This window comes from Amycolatopsis sp. NPDC051371 (assembly GCF_040682155.1).
GTDB lineage: Bacteria > Actinomycetota > Actinomycetes > Mycobacteriales > Pseudonocardiaceae > Amycolatopsis.
Map to the genome: position 1 here is coordinate 100,655 of NZ_JBFBAG010000028.1, position 19,011 is coordinate 119,665.

Annotated in this window: 20 protein-coding genes, 1 tRNA gene and 1 pseudogene; 18 read left to right on the forward strand and 4 right to left on the reverse strand. The window is 69.2% G+C overall.

Translation table 11 applies throughout. The features are described from left to right. Nucleotides 1–242 precede the first annotated feature (242 nt). The 12 genes from AB0M59_RS30750 to AB0M59_RS30805 all read left to right on the forward strand — a co-directional run bounded on the left by AB0M59_RS30750 (nt 243) and on the right by AB0M59_RS30805 (nt 11,992). Nucleotides 243–2,045, forward strand: coding sequence for an ATP-binding protein (locus tag AB0M59_RS30750; RefSeq protein ID WP_364621987.1), 1,803 nt, complete (start codon nt 243–245; stop codon nt 2,043–2,045). A gap of 2 nt (nt 2,046–2,047) precedes the next feature. Continuing rightward, a complete protein-coding gene (locus AB0M59_RS30755) occupies nt 2,048–2,908 on the forward strand; it encodes a replication-relaxation family protein (RefSeq protein ID WP_364621990.1) in 861 nt (286 codons plus the stop codon). After that, nucleotides 2,905–4,017 (forward strand): ParB N-terminal domain-containing protein, encoded by a 1,113-nt coding sequence (locus AB0M59_RS30760; RefSeq protein WP_364621993.1) that lies wholly within the window; start codon nt 2,905–2,907, stop codon nt 4,015–4,017. Before AB0M59_RS30755 ends, AB0M59_RS30760 begins: the two co-directional genes overlap by 4 nt. Continuing rightward, complete coding sequence (locus tag AB0M59_RS30765) at nt 4,014–5,105, forward strand: DUF4417 domain-containing protein (RefSeq protein WP_364621996.1); 1,092 nt, start codon at nt 4,014–4,016, stop codon at nt 5,103–5,105. The genes AB0M59_RS30760 and AB0M59_RS30765 overlap by 4 nt, the downstream gene beginning before the upstream one ends. Next, entirely contained in the window at nt 5,105–5,419 is a 315-nt protein-coding gene (locus AB0M59_RS30770) for a hypothetical protein (RefSeq protein ID WP_364621998.1), read from the forward strand. The genes AB0M59_RS30765 and AB0M59_RS30770 overlap by 1 nt, the downstream gene beginning before the upstream one ends. 12 nt (nt 5,420–5,431) lie before the next feature. Continuing rightward, complete coding sequence (locus tag AB0M59_RS30775) at nt 5,432–7,846, forward strand: hypothetical protein (RefSeq protein WP_364622001.1); 2,415 nt, start codon at nt 5,432–5,434, stop codon at nt 7,844–7,846. Next, the gene (locus AB0M59_RS30780) at nt 7,846–9,816 is read left to right on the forward strand and encodes a hypothetical protein (RefSeq protein WP_364622004.1); all 1,971 of its coding nucleotides are present in this window, start codon (nt 7,846–7,848) and stop codon (nt 9,814–9,816) included. Before AB0M59_RS30775 ends, AB0M59_RS30780 begins: the two co-directional genes overlap by 1 nt. Before the next feature lie 17 nt (nt 9,817–9,833). Further along, on the forward strand, nt 9,834–10,256 hold the full coding sequence (locus AB0M59_RS30785) for a hypothetical protein (protein WP_364622007.1): 423 nt from the start codon (nt 9,834–9,836) through the stop codon (nt 10,254–10,256). An 84-nt stretch (nt 10,257–10,340) separates the two neighbouring features. Further along, nucleotides 10,341–10,658: a hypothetical protein gene (locus AB0M59_RS30790; RefSeq protein WP_364622010.1), complete on the forward strand. Its 318-nt coding sequence runs from the start codon at nt 10,341–10,343 to the stop codon at nt 10,656–10,658. Nucleotides 10,659–10,708: 50 nt separating this feature from the next. After that, nucleotides 10,709–11,272 (forward strand): A24 family peptidase, encoded by a 564-nt coding sequence (locus AB0M59_RS30795; protein WP_364622013.1) that lies wholly within the window; start codon nt 10,709–10,711, stop codon nt 11,270–11,272. A gap of 59 nt (nt 11,273–11,331) precedes the next feature. Continuing rightward, nucleotides 11,332–11,565 carry a hypothetical protein gene (locus tag AB0M59_RS30800; RefSeq protein WP_364622016.1) on the forward strand — a complete coding sequence of 78 codons (234 nt, stop codon included), beginning with the start codon at nt 11,332–11,334 and terminating at the stop codon, nt 11,563–11,565. A gap of 61 nt (nt 11,566–11,626) precedes the next feature. Continuing rightward, entirely contained in the window at nt 11,627–11,992 is a 366-nt protein-coding gene (locus AB0M59_RS30805; protein ID WP_364622019.1) for a hypothetical protein, read from the forward strand. A gap of 12 nt (nt 11,993–12,004) precedes the next feature. On the opposite strand, the gene AB0M59_RS30810 is transcribed toward AB0M59_RS30805, so the two are convergent. After that, a complete protein-coding gene (locus tag AB0M59_RS30810; protein ID WP_364622023.1) occupies nt 12,005–13,045 on the reverse strand; it encodes a hypothetical protein in 1,041 nt (346 codons plus the stop codon). Nucleotides 13,046–13,123: 78 nt separating this feature from the next. Here AB0M59_RS30810 and AB0M59_RS30815 point away from each other — a divergent pair, with 78 nt between their 5' ends. From AB0M59_RS30815 to AB0M59_RS30830, 4 genes are all read left to right on the forward strand, one after another. After that, nucleotides 13,124–14,008, forward strand: a complete 885-nt coding sequence (locus tag AB0M59_RS30815; protein ID WP_364622025.1) for an N-6 DNA methylase — start codon at nt 13,124–13,126, stop codon at nt 14,006–14,008. A gap of 73 nt (nt 14,009–14,081) precedes the next feature. Continuing rightward, a complete protein-coding gene (locus AB0M59_RS30820) occupies nt 14,082–14,372 on the forward strand; it encodes a hypothetical protein (protein ID WP_364622028.1) in 291 nt (96 codons plus the stop codon). Between the two features lie 204 nt (nt 14,373–14,576). After that, nucleotides 14,577–14,641: transfer RNA gene (locus tag AB0M59_RS30825), tRNA-Lys, on the forward strand. A gap of 395 nt (nt 14,642–15,036) precedes the next feature. Then, nucleotides 15,037–15,159, forward strand: a complete 123-nt coding sequence (locus tag AB0M59_RS30830; RefSeq protein ID WP_364622030.1) for a hypothetical protein — start codon at nt 15,037–15,039, stop codon at nt 15,157–15,159. A 267-nt stretch (nt 15,160–15,426) separates the two neighbouring features. Here the strand turns inward: AB0M59_RS30830 and AB0M59_RS30835 are convergent. From AB0M59_RS30835 to AB0M59_RS30845, 3 genes and pseudogenes are all read right to left on the reverse strand, one after another. Then, nucleotides 15,427–16,278: pseudogene (locus AB0M59_RS30835) on the reverse strand (SAM-dependent methyltransferase). A gap of 284 nt (nt 16,279–16,562) precedes the next feature. Next, entirely contained in the window at nt 16,563–17,237 is a 675-nt protein-coding gene (locus tag AB0M59_RS30840; protein ID WP_364622032.1) for an SAM-dependent methyltransferase, read from the reverse strand. A gap of 328 nt (nt 17,238–17,565) precedes the next feature. Then, nucleotides 17,566–17,712, reverse strand: a complete 147-nt coding sequence (locus AB0M59_RS30845) for a hypothetical protein (RefSeq protein WP_364622035.1) — start codon at nt 17,710–17,712, stop codon at nt 17,566–17,568. 13 nt (nt 17,713–17,725) lie between these two features. Between AB0M59_RS30845 and AB0M59_RS30850 the strand changes: the two genes are divergently transcribed. Both AB0M59_RS30850 and AB0M59_RS30855 read left to right on the forward strand, forming a co-directional pair. Next, nucleotides 17,726–18,526 (forward strand): hypothetical protein, encoded by an 801-nt coding sequence (locus AB0M59_RS30850; RefSeq protein ID WP_364622038.1) that lies wholly within the window; start codon nt 17,726–17,728, stop codon nt 18,524–18,526. Between the two features lie 19 nt (nt 18,527–18,545). Beyond that, entirely contained in the window at nt 18,546–19,007 is a 462-nt protein-coding gene (locus tag AB0M59_RS30855) for a hypothetical protein (RefSeq protein ID WP_364622041.1), read from the forward strand. Nucleotides 19,008–19,011: the final 4 nt, after the last annotated feature.

The window sequence follows — 19,011 nt, forward strand, 5'->3', positions numbered from 1 at the left end:
CGCTGGGTGACGTTCGTGTCGATCTCGGTGAGTCGGTGCAGGTTTGCCTTGACCTCATCCCACTGACGCCGGCGCGTATCCGGCACCTGGCTCGCCGTGCCACGCCGCGTTCCGCGGGAAACAGCGTGAGGCCATTCGGCGTAGTTTCCGATGTCGCCGTGGAACTGCTTGGTGAGTTCTTACCGATCGCTCGTACGCAGGCCAGCGGGCGTCCACGAAACGCGACACCTTCCCCTCAACGAGTGACGAACAAGTTCATGACCGACGAACCGGTATTCGCCATCCAGCTCCTGATCCGCTGTGCCTCGGAGATTCCAGGCCGAGCGCAAGCACACCTGCGCAGCGTCATCGGCGCGTTCGACATCTACCGCGGTGAGAACTACTGGCGCGTCCGCGGCCCGCGTGTCCTCGGCTGGCACTTCGGTGCGGACACCGCGCTGGTACGCCGGCTGTTCGACCGGCGCTTCCGGACAGGCCTGGCGAAGCCGCGACGGGGCTCGCTGGTGACCACCAGCGAGATCGCGGGCCTGCTCAAGCCGCCGTCCGGGCGCTGCCAGTCGCCGGCAATCGCCCGCAGCCGCGGCTGGGTGCTTCCGGCGCCGCGCGAGGTCCCGACGTACCGGCCGGGAACAGGGCTGGTGCGGCTCGGATACGTCACCGACGTCAACGGAGACGAGCGCCTGGTCGGCGTGCCCCTGCGGGAGCTGTTGTTCTCCGCCCGCTTCGGGAAGGCCGGCTTCGGGAAGACCGAGGAAGCCTTGGCGCAGGCGATCGAGATCGCGCGGCTCGGCGGCGGCGTCTGGTTCCTCGACCCCCACGCCGACGGCTGGAAACGCGCGAAGCCGTACCTGTCCGACCCGGCGCTGCGGGCGCGGCTGTGGGAGGTCAATCTCGACGTCCGCGGCCGGGGCAAGTGCTTGCCCGGCTGGAACCCGCTGAGCATGCAGGGCTTCACCGAGTCTGACATCGAGGACCGTGTCGACGCAGTCGTGACCTCGTTCGCCGCAGCACTCGGCTGGGGCGACGCCGCGCCGCGGGCAAAGTCGATCCTCACCAAGGCCTGCGAGGCCCTGTGCTACCTGGCGATGCGGCTGCCGGCGGACTGCGCGCCGACGATCTTCCAGATCCCGACGCTGCTGGACGACGAGACCTGGCGGGAGTCGGTCCTGCCGGTGCTGAAGCCGTCCGTGCGCAGGTACTGGACCGACTCATTTCCGAAGCTGGCCCCGGACGCGACGACCGTGGTCACGAACATCATCAACCGACTTCGGACCAGCCCGACGCTGTCGGCGTTCCTCGGCTCCTCGGTCACGACGTACGACGTCCGGCGCGCGATGGACACCGGGCGGATCGTGTTCGTCTGCACCACCGGCACCGGCGAGACGAACAAGCTGATCACCTCGTTCATGATCTACGACCTGTTCCGCGCTGGCCGGTCACGCGCGGATACACCAGTCGAGAAGCGGCGCAGGTGCGACGCGTTCGTCGACGAGCTCGCCGCGGTCGACGGCGCCTCCCGCGGTTACCTCGCCGCGATCCTCGAGCAGCTGCGCAAGTACCGGGTCGCGCTTCACGCCATGAACCAGATGCCCGACCGGCTCGCCGCCGAGACGCGCAGGGCGCTGTTGCAGAACCAGTCGCTGCTGATGACCTCGGCCGCGGCCATCGACGGCGCCCGCACGGTCGCCCGCGAGTTCGGCGGCCTGGTCCAGCCCGCGACAGTGACCGAGCTCGAGCAGTTCCACCACGTCGTCACCATCACCCTCGGCGGCCAGCGCACGACCCCGTTCAAGATCCGCGGCCTGCACGTCGACGACGAGTTCGCCGAGCACTACCACCCCGAGTGGAACGACGAAGTCGACCAGGCCCTCGACGCCAACCTCGCCCGCCGGCCGATCGGCGAGGTCCTCGACGAGCTCGAGGACCTGGACGACCGGATCCTCACCGCCCTGCAGGCCGCCCGGCCGGCACCATCGCCCCGCCGCGGGCGGCCACCTACCCGCGGCAGCGGCGCGGGCATCGACCTCACCTCGACCGTGGAGTGAGCGTGGACCTCAACGCCTTCCAACGCGACGCCCTGACTGTCCTCTACTGGCACCGGTTGGTGTCCACGGAGCAAGTCCGTCGCCTGGTGGCTCCGACGCTGGCTCCGGTCACCGTTCGAGCGAAGCTCGCCGGCCTGCGCAGTGCCGGCCTGGCCGACCGGATCACCCGGGAACACCGGCCCCGCACCTGGCACGTCACCCCCATCGGGGCCGAGGCCGTCGAGGCAGCCGGCACGGTCGATGCTCGCGCCTACCGACTGCCGGGCACCGCGGTCGCGCACCTACTGCAGGAGCACACCCTCGACGTCGTCGAGACCGGCTTGGCCTTCGTCGAAGCAGCCCGCTCACGCGGCGACGAGTGCGGGCCGCTGTCCTGGACTCCGGAGGTCGCCCACCAGTTCCGTGACCGGACGGGGGACCGGCGCGGGGTGGTGATCGCCGACGCCGTCCTGCACTACGTACTCGAAGACACCGGGCGCCGGACACAACGGACCCTGTTCGTCGAGCTGGACCGCGCCACGATGCCGGTCGCGCGTTTGGCCCGCAAGCTGGTCGGCTACATCCGCTACCACGACCACGCACCGACCGGATCGCGCCAGCGGCCGGTGTGGCGGGAGCGATACCCGCGGTTTCCCCGCGTGCTGATCGTTCTTTCCGGCGCCGACCAGCCCGTGCTCGAGCGCCGGCTCGCCGACCTGCGCGCCCACGCCCAGGCCATGCCCGTGGTGAGCGCGGCCGCTGGGCGGGTCGACATGGTGGTGACGACCTTGCCCCGGCTCCGAGAGCACGGCCCGGTGGCGCCGGTGGCGATGCCGCTGCTCGGCGACCCGCGGTGGGTGAGCGTGTTCGGCAGGCTGTCATGACCGACGCGCCGACCGAGGTCGTGGCGCAGTTCGGGCTGTCACCGAAGCTGCGGCAGCGCCGGTTCGCGCTGCTGCCGTTGCGCGGTGAGGGAACGCCGTTCACCGATCTGCAGGGCCGGCTGCCGGGCGATGCCACCACGCCGGCCGACCTCGTGGACCTGATCTCCTCGATCGCCAACGTCGGGGTGCTGCAGCCGGTGCTGGTCGAGGAGATCGACGCTGGTGATGGGACGCATCCGGCGATGAAGCTGGCGGCAGGGGAGCGACGGCTGCGCGCATGCCGATGGGGCGCGGTCAATCGGCCGGACAACCCACACTTCGCCGCGCTGCCCGCCGTAGTCTGCCCCGGGCCGTTGTCGGATGAGGAACGGCGGATCTGGCAGCTGGTGGAGAACCTCGCCCGGGAGAGCCTGCGGCCCGGCGAGCTCGCCGCTGCCCTGGTGCTCGACCGCTGTGCCGTCCTGCTCGGCAAGATGCTGGCCGGCGGCCACGCCGTCCCGGCCGAGGTCTACGCCATCGACGACCCGATCGCCCGCTTCGCGGCGATGGAACGTATCCGCGGCACCGACAAGCGCTGCGCCGCGCCATGGGCCGAGGTGCTGACCCGGCTCGGCCTGCAGCTGAGCCCGCGCAAGGCCCGCGAGCTGGTGCGCGCGTTTGCCGAGATGCCCCGCGAGGTCGCCGAGGAGATGGACGAGGCCAAGGTGTCCCTGCATACCCGGATCCGGTTCGTCGAGCTGCGTCGAGGCCGGGAGCAAGCCGCCGCCGACATCTGGGCCGCGGTGAAGAACACCGGCCGCACCCGGCTGCTGCCCTCCGCCCTCGCCGCCGCCACCGCGAACCAGGAGCTGAGCGCGGAGCAAGCCCTGGCGGAAGCTGAGCAAGTCCAGGAGCACGCCGACGCCGCTCGGGCAGACAAGCTTCGCGCGAAGCCCGAGGTGCAGGTCGCCGGCGTCGACGCCCGGCTCGTCGAGCGCGCGCTCGCCGCCCTGCGCCAGCTGCTTCTCGCGCTCGTCCAGGGCGCCGAGCTGGGGGAGCACGACCGCGGCTCGGTCGCGCTGCTGCTGGATCAGCTTCTCGACGTCATCCACAAGGGAGCAGCCGCATGAGCACCTTCCTCGGCATGCCCACCGCCCCGGCCGCGCGCTGCGACTGCCGCCGCTGTCCCTGGTACACCGACGCCGAGCCGGCGATCGCCATCGCGCCGCTGTGCTCCGGTTGCAACTCCGATTGCGCCTACTGTGGCTGCGCCCGCACGGACTGCCGGTCCTGCCCGATCCGCTGCGGCTCCCGGACCGACATCGATGCGTGGATGCATGACGTCGGCGGCACGCTCGAGTTCGACGATCTCGCCGTCGGCACGCCACTGCCGGCGTCGATGCCGGCGTTCGTGCCGCAGGTCGATGGTTCCAGCGTTGCCGAGCTCGACGCGGTCGTGCGGTGGCCGGCGTACGCGGTCGGGCTGCGGCGGGTGTTTTCTCCCCGAACCCACACCCTCTACCCGCGCTGGACCGACGGCCGGACCGCCGCCGAAATCCTCGAGGTGCCACCGACGACACTGACCGTCCTGAGTGGATACGGCGAGGACCCGCTCGTCGAAGCTTTCTGGACCGCACGCCACCGCGACGACCTCATCGCCCGCATCGCTGCCCTGCGGTTCGGGCTGGTGCTGGCGCCGAACTACTCGATCTACGGCAACTGGCCCCGCGCCGAGCACCTGATCAACATGCGCCGCTCGCTGATCATCGCCGCCGAGTTCGCCGCGGCCGGCATCCCGACCGCCCCGAACCTGTACTGGTACCGGCTCGAAGACCTGCGCCGCCTGGCCGACTGGGTCCTCGAGACCGAGCCGGCCGCGGTCGCGGTCAACGTCCAGACCGTGCGGGAGAACAGCAACTGGCAGACCTGGGCGCTGCCCGGCTTGTCCTGGCTGGCCGAAAACCTCCCACCGCACGTCGTTGTGGTCCTGACCGGTCTGTCCCGGCGGGACCGCATCGAGACCGCGCTCGAGCTGTTCGGTCCTCGGCTGGTCGTGATCAGCCAGAATCCTGCGCAGTACGCGCTGCACGGGGCAGTGATGACCGAAGACGGCCGCCAAGACGTTCACGCCCGCATCCCCGACGCCTTCGCCAGTTCCGTCCGCTTCATGGCCTCGCTGCTCTCGCACGACACCGTCACCACCAGGGGAGGTGCGTGATGACGCGGCAAATCTGGGTTCTGCTGGGCTGGTCACCGCAGCACGGGGTGGCGAGCACGCCGGTCGGTGTCGTCGGAGTCGACACCGACGTGGCCGAGTGCTTCGTCGAATGGGTTCCGCGGGAGCACGCTGCTGGCCGGATCTGGCGCGAGCGGTTGACCGGCGCGGGACCGGAGACGGTGGCCGAGCAGATCGGCGGATGGGCCGAGACGACCGTCGCGCCGGCAGCTCGAGTAGCGCCGCTTCTGCCGGACGGCCTGCTCGCGGACACAGTGCGGGCGCAGGTCGACGACATTCTCGGATCGGCACGCTGACCGGCGGCGGGTATGGGAACGAACGCGAAAGCCGGCCACGCCGCGTACGCCGTCGCACCCACCGGAGCGTCCGGCGACGTGCCCGCGTCGACAGACGACGCTGTCCTGCAGCACCTCGCCGCCGTCTGCGCCCATACCGAGGAGCCCGCGAACGCTGCGGAGGAGAACCTCGCGTTCGTCGCGGGCATCGTGGCCGGCGGCATCGACCCCGAGGATCCGCACGGCCCGCCGGCAATCGACCTGCCGCAGGATCCCGTCGAGGGCTACGGCGTGTTCTCCGCCGCCGTCGCCACCGCGCTCGCCGCCGAGAGCCAGCTCTCCGACACCGCGGCCGGGCCGTACCAGCAACAGCTGCAGGTGCTCAGCGCCGAGTACTTGGCCGGCCTCACCCCCGAGGAACTCGAGGCTGCTGCCGCCGCGTCCGGGTTTGAGAACCCGGAGCTGGTCGGGTTCACCGGGCAAGCGCCGCATCCGCTGGCGGTGTGGCTGGATCCGTCCGTTCCGGCCGACGCCGAGGCCAAGAAGAAAATCCAGGCCCTTGCGCAGGCACGTCACGACGCCTTGTGCGCCGGCCAGGAGATCAACGGCAAGACGTTCGGGCAGTGGGACCTCGCCGCGACGTCATCCGCGCTGCCGGAGGGGTTCGACGGCTGGTTGGCGACCGAAGCCGACCTCGCCGAAGTGCAGTACGACTTCGACACCGCCGCAACCGTGGTCGCCCACTTCGGCGCGCAGACCAAGCCCGAGCAGATCGCACGGCTGCTCCGCCTGGAAAACCGGATCGCCACTGCGCAGAACTTCGAGCCGGGCGTCGACTACGGCACGGCGACCGCGGCAGCGCGTCACCACGTCGACGAACTGCTCGGCGCCATCACGGCTGCCCAGTTGACCAGCGCCGTGGCGGCCGCGAAGCACCAGGGACAGGTCACCGATGCGCAGCTGCAGACGCTCGATGCACACCACGTCCTGCAGCTCATGCGCGCCTCGACGCCGGCCGTCGAACGCCAGGACATCGCCGACACCGTCGCCGAACGAACGGCGCTGCTGACCAACTCGGCCACGTGCGCCGCCCACGTCAGCGCCGCGCTCGAGGCTGGCCCGATCGACACATCGAACGCGGGAGCGCTGGTCCAGGAGCTGCGTGCGATCGCCGAGGTCCACACGGCCGCCGCGTCGTGGGACACGTTCACCGCGGCTCCGCTGAATCAGGCCGTGATGCAGGCCGGCCGGGCGAAGGTCCTCGCGTGGGCCGACGACCAGAAGGTCGGCGACCTGCGGAAGTTCATCAGCGACACGGGCATCGCGACGACACTTGAAATCGCGGTAGCGACCAAGTCCAAGCTTGGCCAGCTGCTGCACGGCCACCTGAACGCCTCAGCCGCAGCGGTCAGCGCCCTCAAGAAAGAACTCCCGGCCAAACCTGCGAAGAAGGCCTCCGCGCTGGCGCCACCGAAGCCGACAGGCCAGGCGCAGACCGCCAAGCCGGGCAGCCGGTTCGGGATGCAGCACGCCCAACTCGTCGCCGCCCTGCACCAAGCCCAGGCCGCGCACGCCGCCATCCCGAAACCGATGGACGCCGCCGCGGTCGCGGCCTGGGACTTCGGGCCGGGCACGCCGGCGAACCTCGGCGGCACCCACCCCAAGACCCTCCACACCGGACCGGACGGCACCACCTGGATCGCCAAACGCGAAGGCAAACCACACGCCGGCGCGATCACCCAAACCGAAGCCGCCGCCTCCCGGCTCGCCGCCCGCGCCGGGCTGCCCGTCGTTCCGGTCTACGCCACGAAGGTCGACGGCCAACCCGTCAGCGTCCAGCCCCTGCTGGCCGGCGCGAAGCCGATCTCGGGCAACGCGTCGAGCTGGTCGCAAGCCGACGTCGACGAGATCGTCCGCCTGCACGTCACCAGCTGGGCCTTGGGTAACCACGACGCCCACCACGACAACGTTTTGCGCACCAGCTCGGGTGGCCTCGTGCCCATCGATCAGGGTCAGGCCTTCAAGAACTTCGGCAGCGACAAGCTGAAGCGCGGCTACCGCCCGAGCACCACGGCCGTCTATCACCAGGTCTACGACGCCCACCTCGCCGGCCAGCTCGGCACAGGGGTGCAGGTCAATCCGGCCGCGGCGCACGCGGTCATCCGCCGACTCGAAGCCGTCCCCGACGCCGAATGGCGTGCGACGCTGCACACCGTCGCCCACGCCGGCGCCGCGCAGAACCTGACCTGGGTCGCGCCGATGCGAGCCCGCGCAGCCAAGACCCACGGCATCGCCGAGTCCGCCGTGACCACCAGCCAGATCGCCGAGGCCTTCCTCGACCACGCCGTCGAACGGAAACAGAACCTGCGCCGCGACTTCGTCGGCTTCTTCACCAGTGATCTGAAGATCGCCTCCGCCGCGGCCCTGGCGCACCTCGGCAAGGGCTGATGGGCACCAACGCCAAAACGACCCACACCCCCTACGCCATCGCGCCCGCCAGCAGCAGCGAGCAGGACGAGGCCGACGAGCCGATCCAGACGGACGTCGACGTCGGCGAACCACCGCTGCCGGTCGCCGACGAGCCGCTTCCGCTCGAGCCGGGGCAGCTCCCGGTGACACCGATCCCGCTGACGCCGGACGTCGGACACGCCTACGGCGAACCCGTCCTCGTGGGCGGGACAGACTTGCTCGCCTCGACCGCGACGCTGGTCAGCTACGTCAGCGAGCACGGCCCTCGCACCGTGCTGCACGCCCGCGTCGACGAAGACGCCGAGGCCAAGCTGCTGGAGGCACTCAACATCAGTCCCGAGATGGTCGCGACGCAAGTCGAGCAGCAGGTCACCGGTCGGCTGCCGATCGATGAGCAGCACAGCGTGGCCGAGAAGATCATCACCGCGGCCAAGAGCGTCAACCACCACATCGCCAACGGCACCCTCACCGCCGAGGGCGCAATGCCGGGAACGACCGCGGCGAAGATCGACGCCGCGGAGACGGCCATCGAAGGACTCGCCGCCGACCTCGGCGACGCGTCCCCGGTCGAGCAGGCGATGCTCGAGCACTACGTGGCCCAGTTCCACGCCGTCCAGCACGCGGTCTCGTCCGGCGCGCCCGTCGAGCACGTCACGCCGTTCCTGCACGAGGGCACCGCGCTGGTCACCGTCATGGTTCCGGCCCTGCCGTCGGAGGCGTTCGGTGGAGCCGCGGTCGCGGTGCTGCGTGATGCGACGCGGATCAAGCCAACCCTGGACTCGAACACCGGGCAGGCCAGCTGGGACGGTGGCCGCTCCACCGACGTTCTCGGCAAGGAGTACGCCATCGACCTCGGCGACGGCTACCAAGCCGTCTACCGCCCCTACGGCATCAACGACCCCGCGAAAACCGAATACAGCCTGCGCGGCCGGCTCGAGGTCATCGCACCCGCAGGGGAGGGCCACGGCCCCGAGATCGTCCGCCGGCTCGGTCAGCTGAACCTGGCCAACCGGCCGATGACCCGCGACGAAGGCGAGTACAGCTACCTCGCCGCCAACGTCACCGCCCAAAGCCTCGGTGGCCACGCCGAGGTCGCGGCCGCTCAAGTCACCGGGGATCACCTGGAGGACATGGTCCGGCAGGAGATCTTCCACGAACGCGCTCACCAGGCCGTCGGCATGAGCGACCTGCAGCTGGCCAAGTTCGCCAAGGACATCCAGCTCGAAGCCCACACCCGCGCGTTGCCGGCGAAAGTTCAGGTCCTGCGCGATGCGGTCGCGAAGGCCACCGGCTTCCACGACGGCGCCGCGCTTGCGGCGAGCCACGGCTACGACCCCGCCCCCCGGCGGTCCGCTGGCTGGCTCGCCTGGACCCGCTTCGACGTTGGTAACGCCACTGAAAAGTTGAACGCCGCGACGACCGGGCGGTCCTTGGTCCACTCGACCTCGTTCGCCGGGCTGAAGGCGATGCTGGCCACCGGCGTTCTCGCGTCCACCGAGCGGCGCGCGACGATGGGAACCGGCTCGGGCGTCGGGAAGAGCGAGCAGGCGGACAAACTCACCGGCGGCGCGAGTTCGGTGTTCCTGCGCGTGCGGCAGACTTCTTCGCTCGAGAACTCGCCCATGCTGGTCTGGGACCAACCACAGCGGCTGCTCGCTCGCGCCGACTACTACGGCGCCAACGCCGATACCTTCGGCGTGATCAACCCGGCCAAGGCCGGCGAGTACGCCAAGGCGCCGCTGACCCGCAACCCGTTCAAGATCGCCAAGTTCAGCAGCGCCAGCAACGAGGTCATGTTCGCCGACGGCATCGACCTGCTCAGCGCCGAAGGCCCCAGCCGCATCCTCTGCAAGAACACCGCCCAACGCGACCAAATCAAGGCGCTCCTGCACGCCAAGGGCGTTACCAGCATTGCCGGCAAGCCGATCGAGGAGGTTGTCACGTTATGAAGCACTTGAGCGGAGAGTTGTGGACCCGGTTCAGCGATCTGCTCGTGGGTCGCGGGCAAGAGGTCAGTGATGACCTGCCCGGCGCCGAGCTGGTTGTGTTCGGCGAGGGACGCGAAGTGTTCCGGGCCGCGCTCGCTCGGCACGCCCGCCGTGACCTCGACGACCCCGCGGTCGTCTGGATCCGCCCGCTCGTCACGTCAGCGACCATCCAAAGTGGCCTCCCTGCCTTTGACATCGCCGTCGTCCGCCGTCGCGCGCTCCACGTCGCCCGCGCGGAGATCGACGACCGCTTCCTGGCACTCGACCTGGTCAGCGGCCAACAGGCACGAATCGAGCCGGCGCGCGCCGAGCGACTGGGCGTGCTGCAGGACTTCGACACCTGGCTGACCACCCTCTCGGGCGACCAGCGCGCCGAGATGGCCGCGCTCGACCACGACTGACCACAACTGGGTCGTGCCGTATCTGACCGTCCTCTCCGCACGCGTGTCTCCGGTGAATCGAGTCCAGGGCAGGTGGTGGTGGCGATGCAACCCGAGGTAGCGGACGTCGAGTGGGTCACCGACCACCTGGAAGCCCATGGTCACCTTCTGGTGCACGGCTCGACGCTCGCCGAAGTCGCCACTCGCACCCAGGCCGCAATCGGCGCTCGAACGCCTGCCGGGCTGCAGGTTCGGTTCCGGATCCTGCACGCCGGCTGGTGGCGGATCGAGGAATGCCGCTGCCGACGCTCGCTGGCGTGCTCGAACCACCCGGCCTGGCACTACCGCCCGGCCACGGCAGCCGACCGCAGAGCGTTCCGAGGCGCCGAAGTGCGACTCGTGCTCGAGCAGCGGCCGCGGTGAACGGGACGGTCGCAGGTGCTGTCGTGGCGACGGCATGTTCGCCGCTCACGATGACTCTGCTCCGCCGCGCGGCGACGACGTCTGTGCCGTCGCTTGTCCAGTTCTTGTGCCTGCTCGTCAGCTGGGCCAGCGGAGCGGCGATCGGGCAGTGGCCGCCGCTAATCCCGGCTGCCGTTTCTTTCGGACTGCTGGCGGTTCCCGCGGCCGCGATCGACTCCGTCGAGCACCGGATCCCGAACCAGCTCAGCCTGCCGCTGGCCGGCGCGATGACGATTTCCCTCGCCGGCGCGGCATTCGTCGCTCGGGACAGCGTGAGCGGTGTGCGTGCACTGGTCGGGGCACTGGTGTGGGGCGGGCTGTTGCTGATGTCGTTCCTGCTGACCGGGCAGCCGGGCCCGGGTGACGTCAAGTTGGCGCCCAGCATCGGCGCATTGCTGGGCTGGTTCGGCTGGCCGTGTGTGCTGGGCGGCCTGGTCACGACGTACCTGCTCACCGCCGCCGTCGGTGTCGTCGGAGCGGCCGCCGGCCGGTATCGGCTACGCGATGGCCACGTTCCGATGGGACCACCGATGGTCGCTGCCGCGCTGATCCTCAGCACGCTGGCTCAGAGCTGAATCGTCACCGGGCAGGCCACGACGTGACTCCTGCGTCCGTCCCGGCAACCGAGGAGCCCATGAACGAATACTCCGACGACGACCTCGACCAGGCCGCCGCCTCGGCAGCGCAGCGGTTCGACCTGGACAGTCCGCAAGCGCGCGAGCTGGTGGACATCGTCGCGACCGCCCTTACTGACGGCGGAGACGCGATCGACGACGCCGCCTGGGAGGTCCAGGACCGCGATCCCGGCGTCGACGGCGAGGACTTCGTCGAGGACGTCGCCGACAGCCTCGGGTACGACCTCCCGTGAGCGGCGACGGCGCCGACCGCTACATCGTGCTGCAGCGCAAGAGCCAGCTGTCCCCACCGTCGTGGCGACCGCCCACCGGCTTCGGTGCCTGCCGGTCTGGCGGGGCCGCGAAGCGGTCGATCCGTCCTCGGTGTCGGAGGCGCTGCAAGAGGCCGTCCTGCAGCTCGCGTTCTTCTGCGATGAAGAGCTCAACGCCACGCTCGACCAGCTGCTCGCGGCCGTGCACGCTCTAGTCGAGACCCTACGGCAGATCCATTCGGACACTCGCCCAGGCTTTGGTGGCAGGATCGACGAACACGTCCGTGACGATGACGAGTCTGGGCGCCGACAGCTGGACCGCGCCATCACGGCCTTCGTCGACGCTGCCCGCGCGGACCTGCGCATCGAGGGCTCGTGGGTTCCGCTGCGCTTTGCCGACGCGGGCTGATCACGTCCCGGCTCAGTCGGTTCGCGGGGTGGGTGGCGTGTCGACGAGGTTGACCTTCTTCGTGATGCGTACCGGGGCGTCGGCCGGTCCGCGCCAGTGCCCCGCGACCGGTGTCAGCTTGCGTAGCTGGCGCCCGGGTCCGTAGGCCTGGCGCCGGATGAACGGCGCGACGGGGAAGCGGACGCCGACCTTGCGGCCTGAGGGCTCGCCACTGCGAGCGGTCGCTGGAGAGGCTTTTCGGCTGACCGAGATCACCCTGACCGGCGAAGCGTGGTGGCCGGCTCGTTCGGCGCGGGCGCGCTGCGTGCGGGGGAGGTGTTCCTCGGTGGTCTCGGTCAGGGTGTTGGGCGTGCAGAAGATCCAGCCTGCGTGCACGGTCTGCAGCCAGCCGATCGTCTCCGCGGCCGCAATCCTCGCCGGGTCGATCATCCGGCCGTCCGGACCGGGTGCGACGGTGACCGATGTCGAGCCCCACGGCATGTAGAGCTCGTTGTCCCACGTCAGCTCGGCGTGCTGCTGATGGGCCGTCACATCTGCTTCGGTCGCGCTCGCGCCCAATGAACGGGCGAGGCGTTTGAGCGCGGCGAAGTCGGTGACGCTCCAGAACGTCACCCACAGCCCGCCGGTGTCGGAGGTGATCAGCTCGGTCCCGCCCCAGGAGACCGCGACGATGTCGATGCGCTTGCCGTCTTCGCGGATGTACTCGGCCATCGGCTCGGCGAAGAGCATGAACCCGGTCGGTGCCGGGAGGTCGTGGGGCTGGATGTCCCACTTGTCCCGAAGGCTCGGCGCGGCCTGGCGGACGAGCCGGGTGATGTCGGAGGTGACGTAGAACAGCTGCGCCCCGCTCAGCCGCTGGTGCTCGTCGCCGAGCAGGAGACTGGCTCCGGTTTCGGGCCTGGTGATCGGCCGGAGCGTCCCGCGTCCGCGGCGTAGTGCGTCGGCGACCGACAGGTGTGCCGGCCACGTCGTCAGGTAGTCGGTCAAGTGCTCGCGCAACGCGGGCAGCTCGCGGGGTTGTGGGGGAGACCAGCTGGCAGGTCCGGGTGTCATCAGCCTCACTCCTCAAACCTTGTGTACTGAGTGCTCACGGTTTACGGTAGACAAACATTGAGTACTTAGTCAACGAGGATGAGGGGCATCGTTATGACGGGCGGCAAGTACCGACCGGTCGGCTCGGCCCTGAGCGGGCCGATCAACGCGGAGGCTCATGCGCTGAAGATCGCGGTCGAGGTCGCCTCGACCTGGCACAAAGACGGCGCGTCAGGTCAGGCCGAGGTGCCGATGGGCGTCGTCGCGACGATCGCCGTGGCCGGTCTGCTGGTCGATGACCCAGTTCGACTGGCTGAGGCGATGACCTCGGCGTCGCCCACTGAATTCGTCCACCTCGCCCGGCAGGCCTGGGCCGTTGCGGTCACGCGTCGTCCGGACGTGACGTTGTGGGCGCACCCGCTGCTGCGCTGGCTGTTCGCGGAACTCGATGAACCGACGCGCCAGCGGATCAAGCGGTCGGCTGTCGCCGCGCTGGACGCTGGGCAACTCGAGCTGACCGCCACGGACCGACGGTTCGGCTGCGACCTGTTCGGCCCGCTACTCGGCGCTCTTCGCTCACGGACAGCGACGAAGGTCAACGCGCAGATGTACACGCCGGGAGACATCGCCTGCGCCCTGACCGCCCTCGCCCTCGACGACCTCGAGGCCGGGCAGTCGTTCTGCGACGACACCGTCGGCACCGGCGGGCTCTTCCGGGTAGCCGCCCAGATCGTCCGCAGCCGCGGTCTCGACCCGGCCGACATGCTGTGGTTCGGTGCGGACACCGACGAACTCGCCGTCGCCGCCACGGCAGTGAACAGCCTGCTGTGGGGCCTCGGCTCCGGGGTGACCCTGTACGTCGGCGACATCCTCAATCACCCACATTGGCCCGAGGAAGCCCGCCGTGGACGAGCGTCGTTTCTCGAGCAGGTCGACGGCCTGAAGGCCGGGATGCAGGCTCTCGACTTCCTGAAGCGGATTTGAGTCTCGTGCCATCGACGCGCCGCCGACGGCTCAGGTGACGGCTCTACCTGGCCGTTCCTGCTAACTTCGGCGGGTGGAGCAAGGCGAGCGGCAGATCGCGGCCGGCCCAGCCGCGCCGGCGGGTACGACCTTCCGCTACGTCGACATGGTCGAGATCGGCTCGTGGTTCAACATCAGCCACCGCGCCGTGGCGAACTGGCGCTCCCGCTACGCCGACTCTCATCCCTTTCCTGAGCCCGACGCTGTCATCGGCAGGACGCCGGGTTGGTCACCTGAACGAAGGGCCGAGATCGAGCAGTGGGCGGCGGCGCGGCCAGGCCAAGGCGTGGGCGGCGGGCGTCCGCGCAAGGTGGACGACGACTGAAGTCGACTCGAAGGAACTTGGACCGGTTAACCGGAGGGTTCTTGGTTCGAGTCCAAGCGGGGGAGCAAAGCCCAGGTCACAGACCTGGGCTTTTTTGCTACCCACGAGTAGGGGCGATTTAGTGTCTAAAAAACCTGCCGGTTCTGCGCTGGGTCGCGTCGCCGGTGACGTGACGATGGGCGTTCGATGGTCGCCGTCGACGTTCGCTTGGTTGGAGGGCCTGTGGACTTTTAATCCGTAGGTTCTGGGTTCGAGCCCCAGGCGGCCCACTTGATTGACATCCCCGCTGACCAGCGGGGATGTTCTTGCTTGTCGATCTTGTGGGCCGTGGCGTGATCTTGGGTGGGCTCCCGGTAAGCCCGTGATGGGCTCGGGGCCGCCGTGGCGGCGTTGAGGGGGCGTCGCAGCGGTCTGGAAATCGGTCTTCGGGCAGGTCACAGCCAGGGCAGGTCTCGAGCTGACCTGTCCTTCGCCGGGTCAGTGACCGTCCTTTCGTCTCTGGCCGACGGATCGGGTAAGAAGACCGGGCTTCCGGTTGACTGGGTCGTGCCGACAGGGAGGTTTTCTGGCCTGTCCGTGGATTGGCGTGCTCAGCGTTGATGCTCGACCGCCGGCGACTTTGCCCACCTGGTACGACTACGAACCGGGCGGCACACTCACCGTCGTGACCCGGGCCGGGCGGCGCAAGTCACGGCTGATCCGGCGGGCGGGGGTGGTGTCGCTGTCGGTTCAGCGCACCGAGGTGCCCTACCGCTACGTCACCGTGGATGGCACGGTGATCCGTTAGGGCCCCGGCAAGCGAGAACGACCTGCTGCGCATCGGGCGGCGCTACGTGCCGCCGACCGCGTGGACGAGGGGCTGGCCTGGGAACTGGACGGCAATCACCCTCACGGAGCGCCGGAAGTCGTGGAGATCCGCCCGGACCGCTGGCTCACCGGCGACTTTTCGTGACACGGCACTGGCGCCGAACTCGACCGGTAGCTCCCGGGAATCGTGGGCTGGACGTCTCGTCGCATCTGCGATCCGCTCACACGGTGACGTCCGGGTCGTCGGTTATGGCTTGCGTGCGACGATGCCGGCGATGCAGCGCTCAACCTGGTTGAGCGGCGTCAGCTTCGGTCCGTCGGGCCACCAGAAGTCGCACAGTTCCAGCTTCGGCTCCTTGCCCGGCCCGGGCGGCATGATCTCCAGCCCGTCCACAAACTCCAGAATCTGCCGCTCCGTACGGAACACCCCGGACCCCATGGGGCTGTGAATGAACAACTCTTCCATCCTGCGGGCCAGGTCGCTCAGTTCTTCGGTCTCGGGGTCGAAAAAGTGAGCGATCACCACGAAGGAGCCGCTGGGCAGCGCGGCGATGTACTCGCGCATCAGGTCCGCGCCGTTGTCGGTGACGTAGTGATGCAAGGTCCCGACCTGGAGCAGCGCCAGCGGCTGGCTGAAGTCGATGTGCCGGCGGACCACCTCGTTGTTCAGGACATCCGTGGGCTGGAAGATGTCCGCGGAGACGAAGTGGGTGTTCGGGTTTTCCTCGAGGATCGCGCGGCCGTGCGCGATGACCACCGGGTCGTTGTCGACGTACACCACCTGGGTGTCCGGAGTGACTCGTTGGGCGATCTGGTGGGTGTTCTCCGCGGTGGGCAGGCCGGAGCCGCAGTCGAGGAACTGCGTGATCTTCGCCTGCTAGGCGAGGAACCGCACGGCGCGGGTCAGGAAGTTGCGGTTGGACCAGGCCAGGTCGGCGACCTCGGGCGCTTTGGTGGCGACCTGCCGCAGTACCTCGCGGTCGATCTCGTAGTTGTCTTTTCCGCCGAGCGCGGCGTCATACACCCGGGCGATGCTGGCCCGGGTCGGATCCACGCCTACCGGGACCGAACTCGGCGCCAGGAACTCGGACTGCGTCATCTCCACCCTCGCACACGGTCGTCACACGATTGGCCATTTCAGCGTAGTCACACGAGTGCGGGCCGTAAAACCGAGGCGGACACCTTCCTGCAATCGGCCGCAGCTCGGCAAGCCGGGATCCCGCGCCGAGCGCTGATCCTGTTCGCCACCCGAATGCCGCCCCGGGCACCTGCAGGGGTGTGGCGGCCCGAAGGAGCCGTGCCATGCGGGCTCTCGGGCGTCAGTTGCCCGGGTGATCAAGCTGCCCAGCGACCGGTCGTGGGGTTGGCTCCGAGAGGGTATGGCTAGGTCTTTCGGCCGACGCCGGCGTAGACATCATCGGGCGCGATGTCACGGATGCCCGACTCTGGGCGCCACAGCGGTGCACTCACCACGCCGGGCTCGACCAGCTCCAGCCCGTCGAAGAGGGCGACGACCTCGGCGTGCGGGCGGAAGTACATCGGGTCGCGGCTGTGTTTCATGGCGTCGGTGACGGCCGCCATGGCCTGTGGCGCGTGATCGGCGGTCAGGTGCGACAGCGCGAGAAGACTCCCTGGCGGCAGGGCTGCGCGGTAGTCGGCGACGATATCGCGTGGTCGCAGGTCGTCGGGGACGAAATGGAACACCGCCACGATCAGCAGTCCGATCGGCCGGCTGAAATCCAGCATTGTCTGCACAGCTGGCGAGGTCAGCACCGCCTGGGGGCGGCGCAGATCGGCCGTGATGACGGTGGCGTTCGGGTTGTCCTCGAGGATGACGTGGCTGTGTGCGACAGCGACCTCGTCGTAGTCGACGTACACCACCCGGCATCCGGGATCGGCGTTCTGGGCCACCTCGTGCACGTTACCGACGGTGGGGATCCCGGAACCGAGATCGAGGAACTGGGTGATGCCTTGGGTGATAATGTACCGCACCGCGCGCCGGAGGAACGCCCGGTTGGACGCGGCGACCTGCTGGCCCGACGGCAGGACCGCTATCACCCTTTCACCGACCGCGCGATCGGCGTCGAAGTTGTGGTGCCGCCGAGCAGCCAGTCGTAGACCCGGGCGGCACACCAGTCGCCAACTTGGCGGACGAAACGGCGGCCAGCGGTCTCCTCTGGGATGGGTGAACCCCGCCCGTCTGATTGCGTACGAGGTTGGGGGTCCAGTGGTTCGGCGTAGAGAGAAGTCAGTTCGTCGAGCCGGTACCCGGTCGTCCGGTACGGCCGGACGCAGCGGTGAGAAACCTGGTGTCGACGAGGCGTTCCGGCAGCTCACCGACCGGCAGGACAGGTGCGTCGAGCAGGGCAGCCGCTTGTTCGGGGCGTCACGTCGGCAGCGTGGGTGCGGCCCAGCAGGCCCAGCAGACACCGGCGTCGAGCTCGAGTGTGTCGGCGCCGGCTGCCAGCACGGCCTGGAGAGACGGCCCGCGGAACGACAGTTCGCCGATACCCCAGCCGGTCCGCGAGAACACCAAAAAGTCCAATGTGGACGAACTGCCAGCTTGGCCCCCGCGATCCGCACCCCGAGCGAAGTGCGCGAGCACCTGCCACCGCTGCGTCAGTGGGGAGCGTGACTACGTCGACCAGCTGGGCACCGGGCAGACCGAGGCGGGACCTGCTGGTGATCAGGACCGTACTTCCCGCGAGCAACAGCTGGACCTGCTGTTCGTCGGCGGCGTTGTCCAGCTGACCCAGATGGTGACTGCGGCGTCCAGGCGTTCGTTCACGGATATGGGTCCTGACGTGCGATATCGACTGCTGGGCAACACCGGCCTGCGCGTCGCGGAGCCCGTGACCGGTGGTCGACCGGCCCTGACCAGGCGATCGAAGCTTTGCCGAAGGTTCTCGACAGGTGACGAGTCCAAAGTCGTCCTCGTTCTGAGCGTCACAAGAGAGGGAGGACAGATGCGAATCGGCACGAGGACTATCACCGGCGTCGTTTCGGCGGTGGTTGCGATCGGTGGCCTCACGGCCGCCGCAACGCCGGCGGACGCGTCGCCCGCGTCGCTGACGATCAAGGTCAACGGCGTCCAGGTCGGCCACGGCGGCGACACCACCGGCGCCACCTGGATTTATGCGTGCGACGACAAAGCCGACAATCTCGGCGTCCGAGTGCACTACCTGCTCGGCAGCGGCGCCACGGGCACCGTCGGCGACGGTAACGGTGCGGCGAGCGGATGCGGCGGCCGCACTGTCACTTCTTCGTCCAACCCCGTCTTCGAGTTCGAGGTCTGCGCCGGTGTCAACGGCGCAGACACCTACTGCACCGGCTGGTGGCCGGCCTGATCCGCGAGGAGTCGAAACGATGAAGAAGATCATTTTTGCTGGCGCGGCCGTCGCACTGGCCTGCGCCCTCACTGGAGTGACCACCGCGTCCGCGTCCGCGCAGACCGCGTCGGTGCCCGAGTTCTGCCGGGCGGACGTTTACCACAGCAGCGGCTTCATCCTGCCCGGCCACGTCGTCCGCGGCCCCACAGCGATTGCTGCGGGGCGCACGGTCTCGCTGTACCGGGCCCAGACAACGGTCAACGGCGGGTGGTACGACTGGGCGGAGATCCACGGCACCAGCGCCGGTTCCGATCGGGTGTGGATGGATGTCAGCTCCGATGGCGGGGCCCATTGGGACCAGTGCGGTCCGTTCAGCCGCAGCGGCCGCTACTACACACCCGCGACCCGCGAGAACTCCAGCGCCAGCGTCAGGTTCCGCGCCTGCGGTGATGTCCTGGTGGGCGCATCCCGCGTACACGCCTGCACGAGCTGGTTCTGAGGGG

Bases quoted from the DNA above. Each gene is read 5' to 3' on its own strand.
- AB0M59_RS30760 (WP_364621993.1), top strand. From the start codon at position 2,905: ATGACCGACGCGCCGACCGAGGTCGTGGCGCAGTTCGGGCTGTCACCG.
- AB0M59_RS30765 (WP_364621996.1), top strand. From the start codon at position 4,014: ATGAGCACCTTCCTCGGCATGCCCACCGCCCCGGCCGCGCGCTGCGAC.
- AB0M59_RS30770 (WP_364621998.1), top strand. From the start codon at position 5,105: ATGACGCGGCAAATCTGGGTTCTGCTGGGCTGGTCACCGCAGCACGGG.
- AB0M59_RS30775 (WP_364622001.1), top strand. From the start codon at position 5,432: ATGGGAACGAACGCGAAAGCCGGCCACGCCGCGTACGCCGTCGCACCC.
- AB0M59_RS30780 (WP_364622004.1), top strand. From the start codon at position 7,846: ATGGGCACCAACGCCAAAACGACCCACACCCCCTACGCCATCGCGCCC.
- AB0M59_RS30790 (WP_364622010.1), top strand. From the start codon at position 10,341: ATGCAACCCGAGGTAGCGGACGTCGAGTGGGTCACCGACCACCTGGAA.
- AB0M59_RS30795 (WP_364622013.1), top strand. From the start codon at position 10,709: ATGACTCTGCTCCGCCGCGCGGCGACGACGTCTGTGCCGTCGCTTGTC.
- AB0M59_RS30800 (WP_364622016.1), top strand. From the start codon at position 11,332: ATGAACGAATACTCCGACGACGACCTCGACCAGGCCGCCGCCTCGGCA.
- AB0M59_RS30810 (WP_364622023.1), bottom strand. From the start codon at position 13,045: ATGACACCCGGACCTGCCAGCTGGTCTCCCCCACAACCCCGCGAGCTG.
- AB0M59_RS30815 (WP_364622025.1), top strand. From the start codon at position 13,124: ATGAGGGGCATCGTTATGACGGGCGGCAAGTACCGACCGGTCGGCTCG.
- AB0M59_RS30855 (WP_364622041.1), top strand. From the start codon at position 18,546: ATGAAGAAGATCATTTTTGCTGGCGCGGCCGTCGCACTGGCCTGCGCC.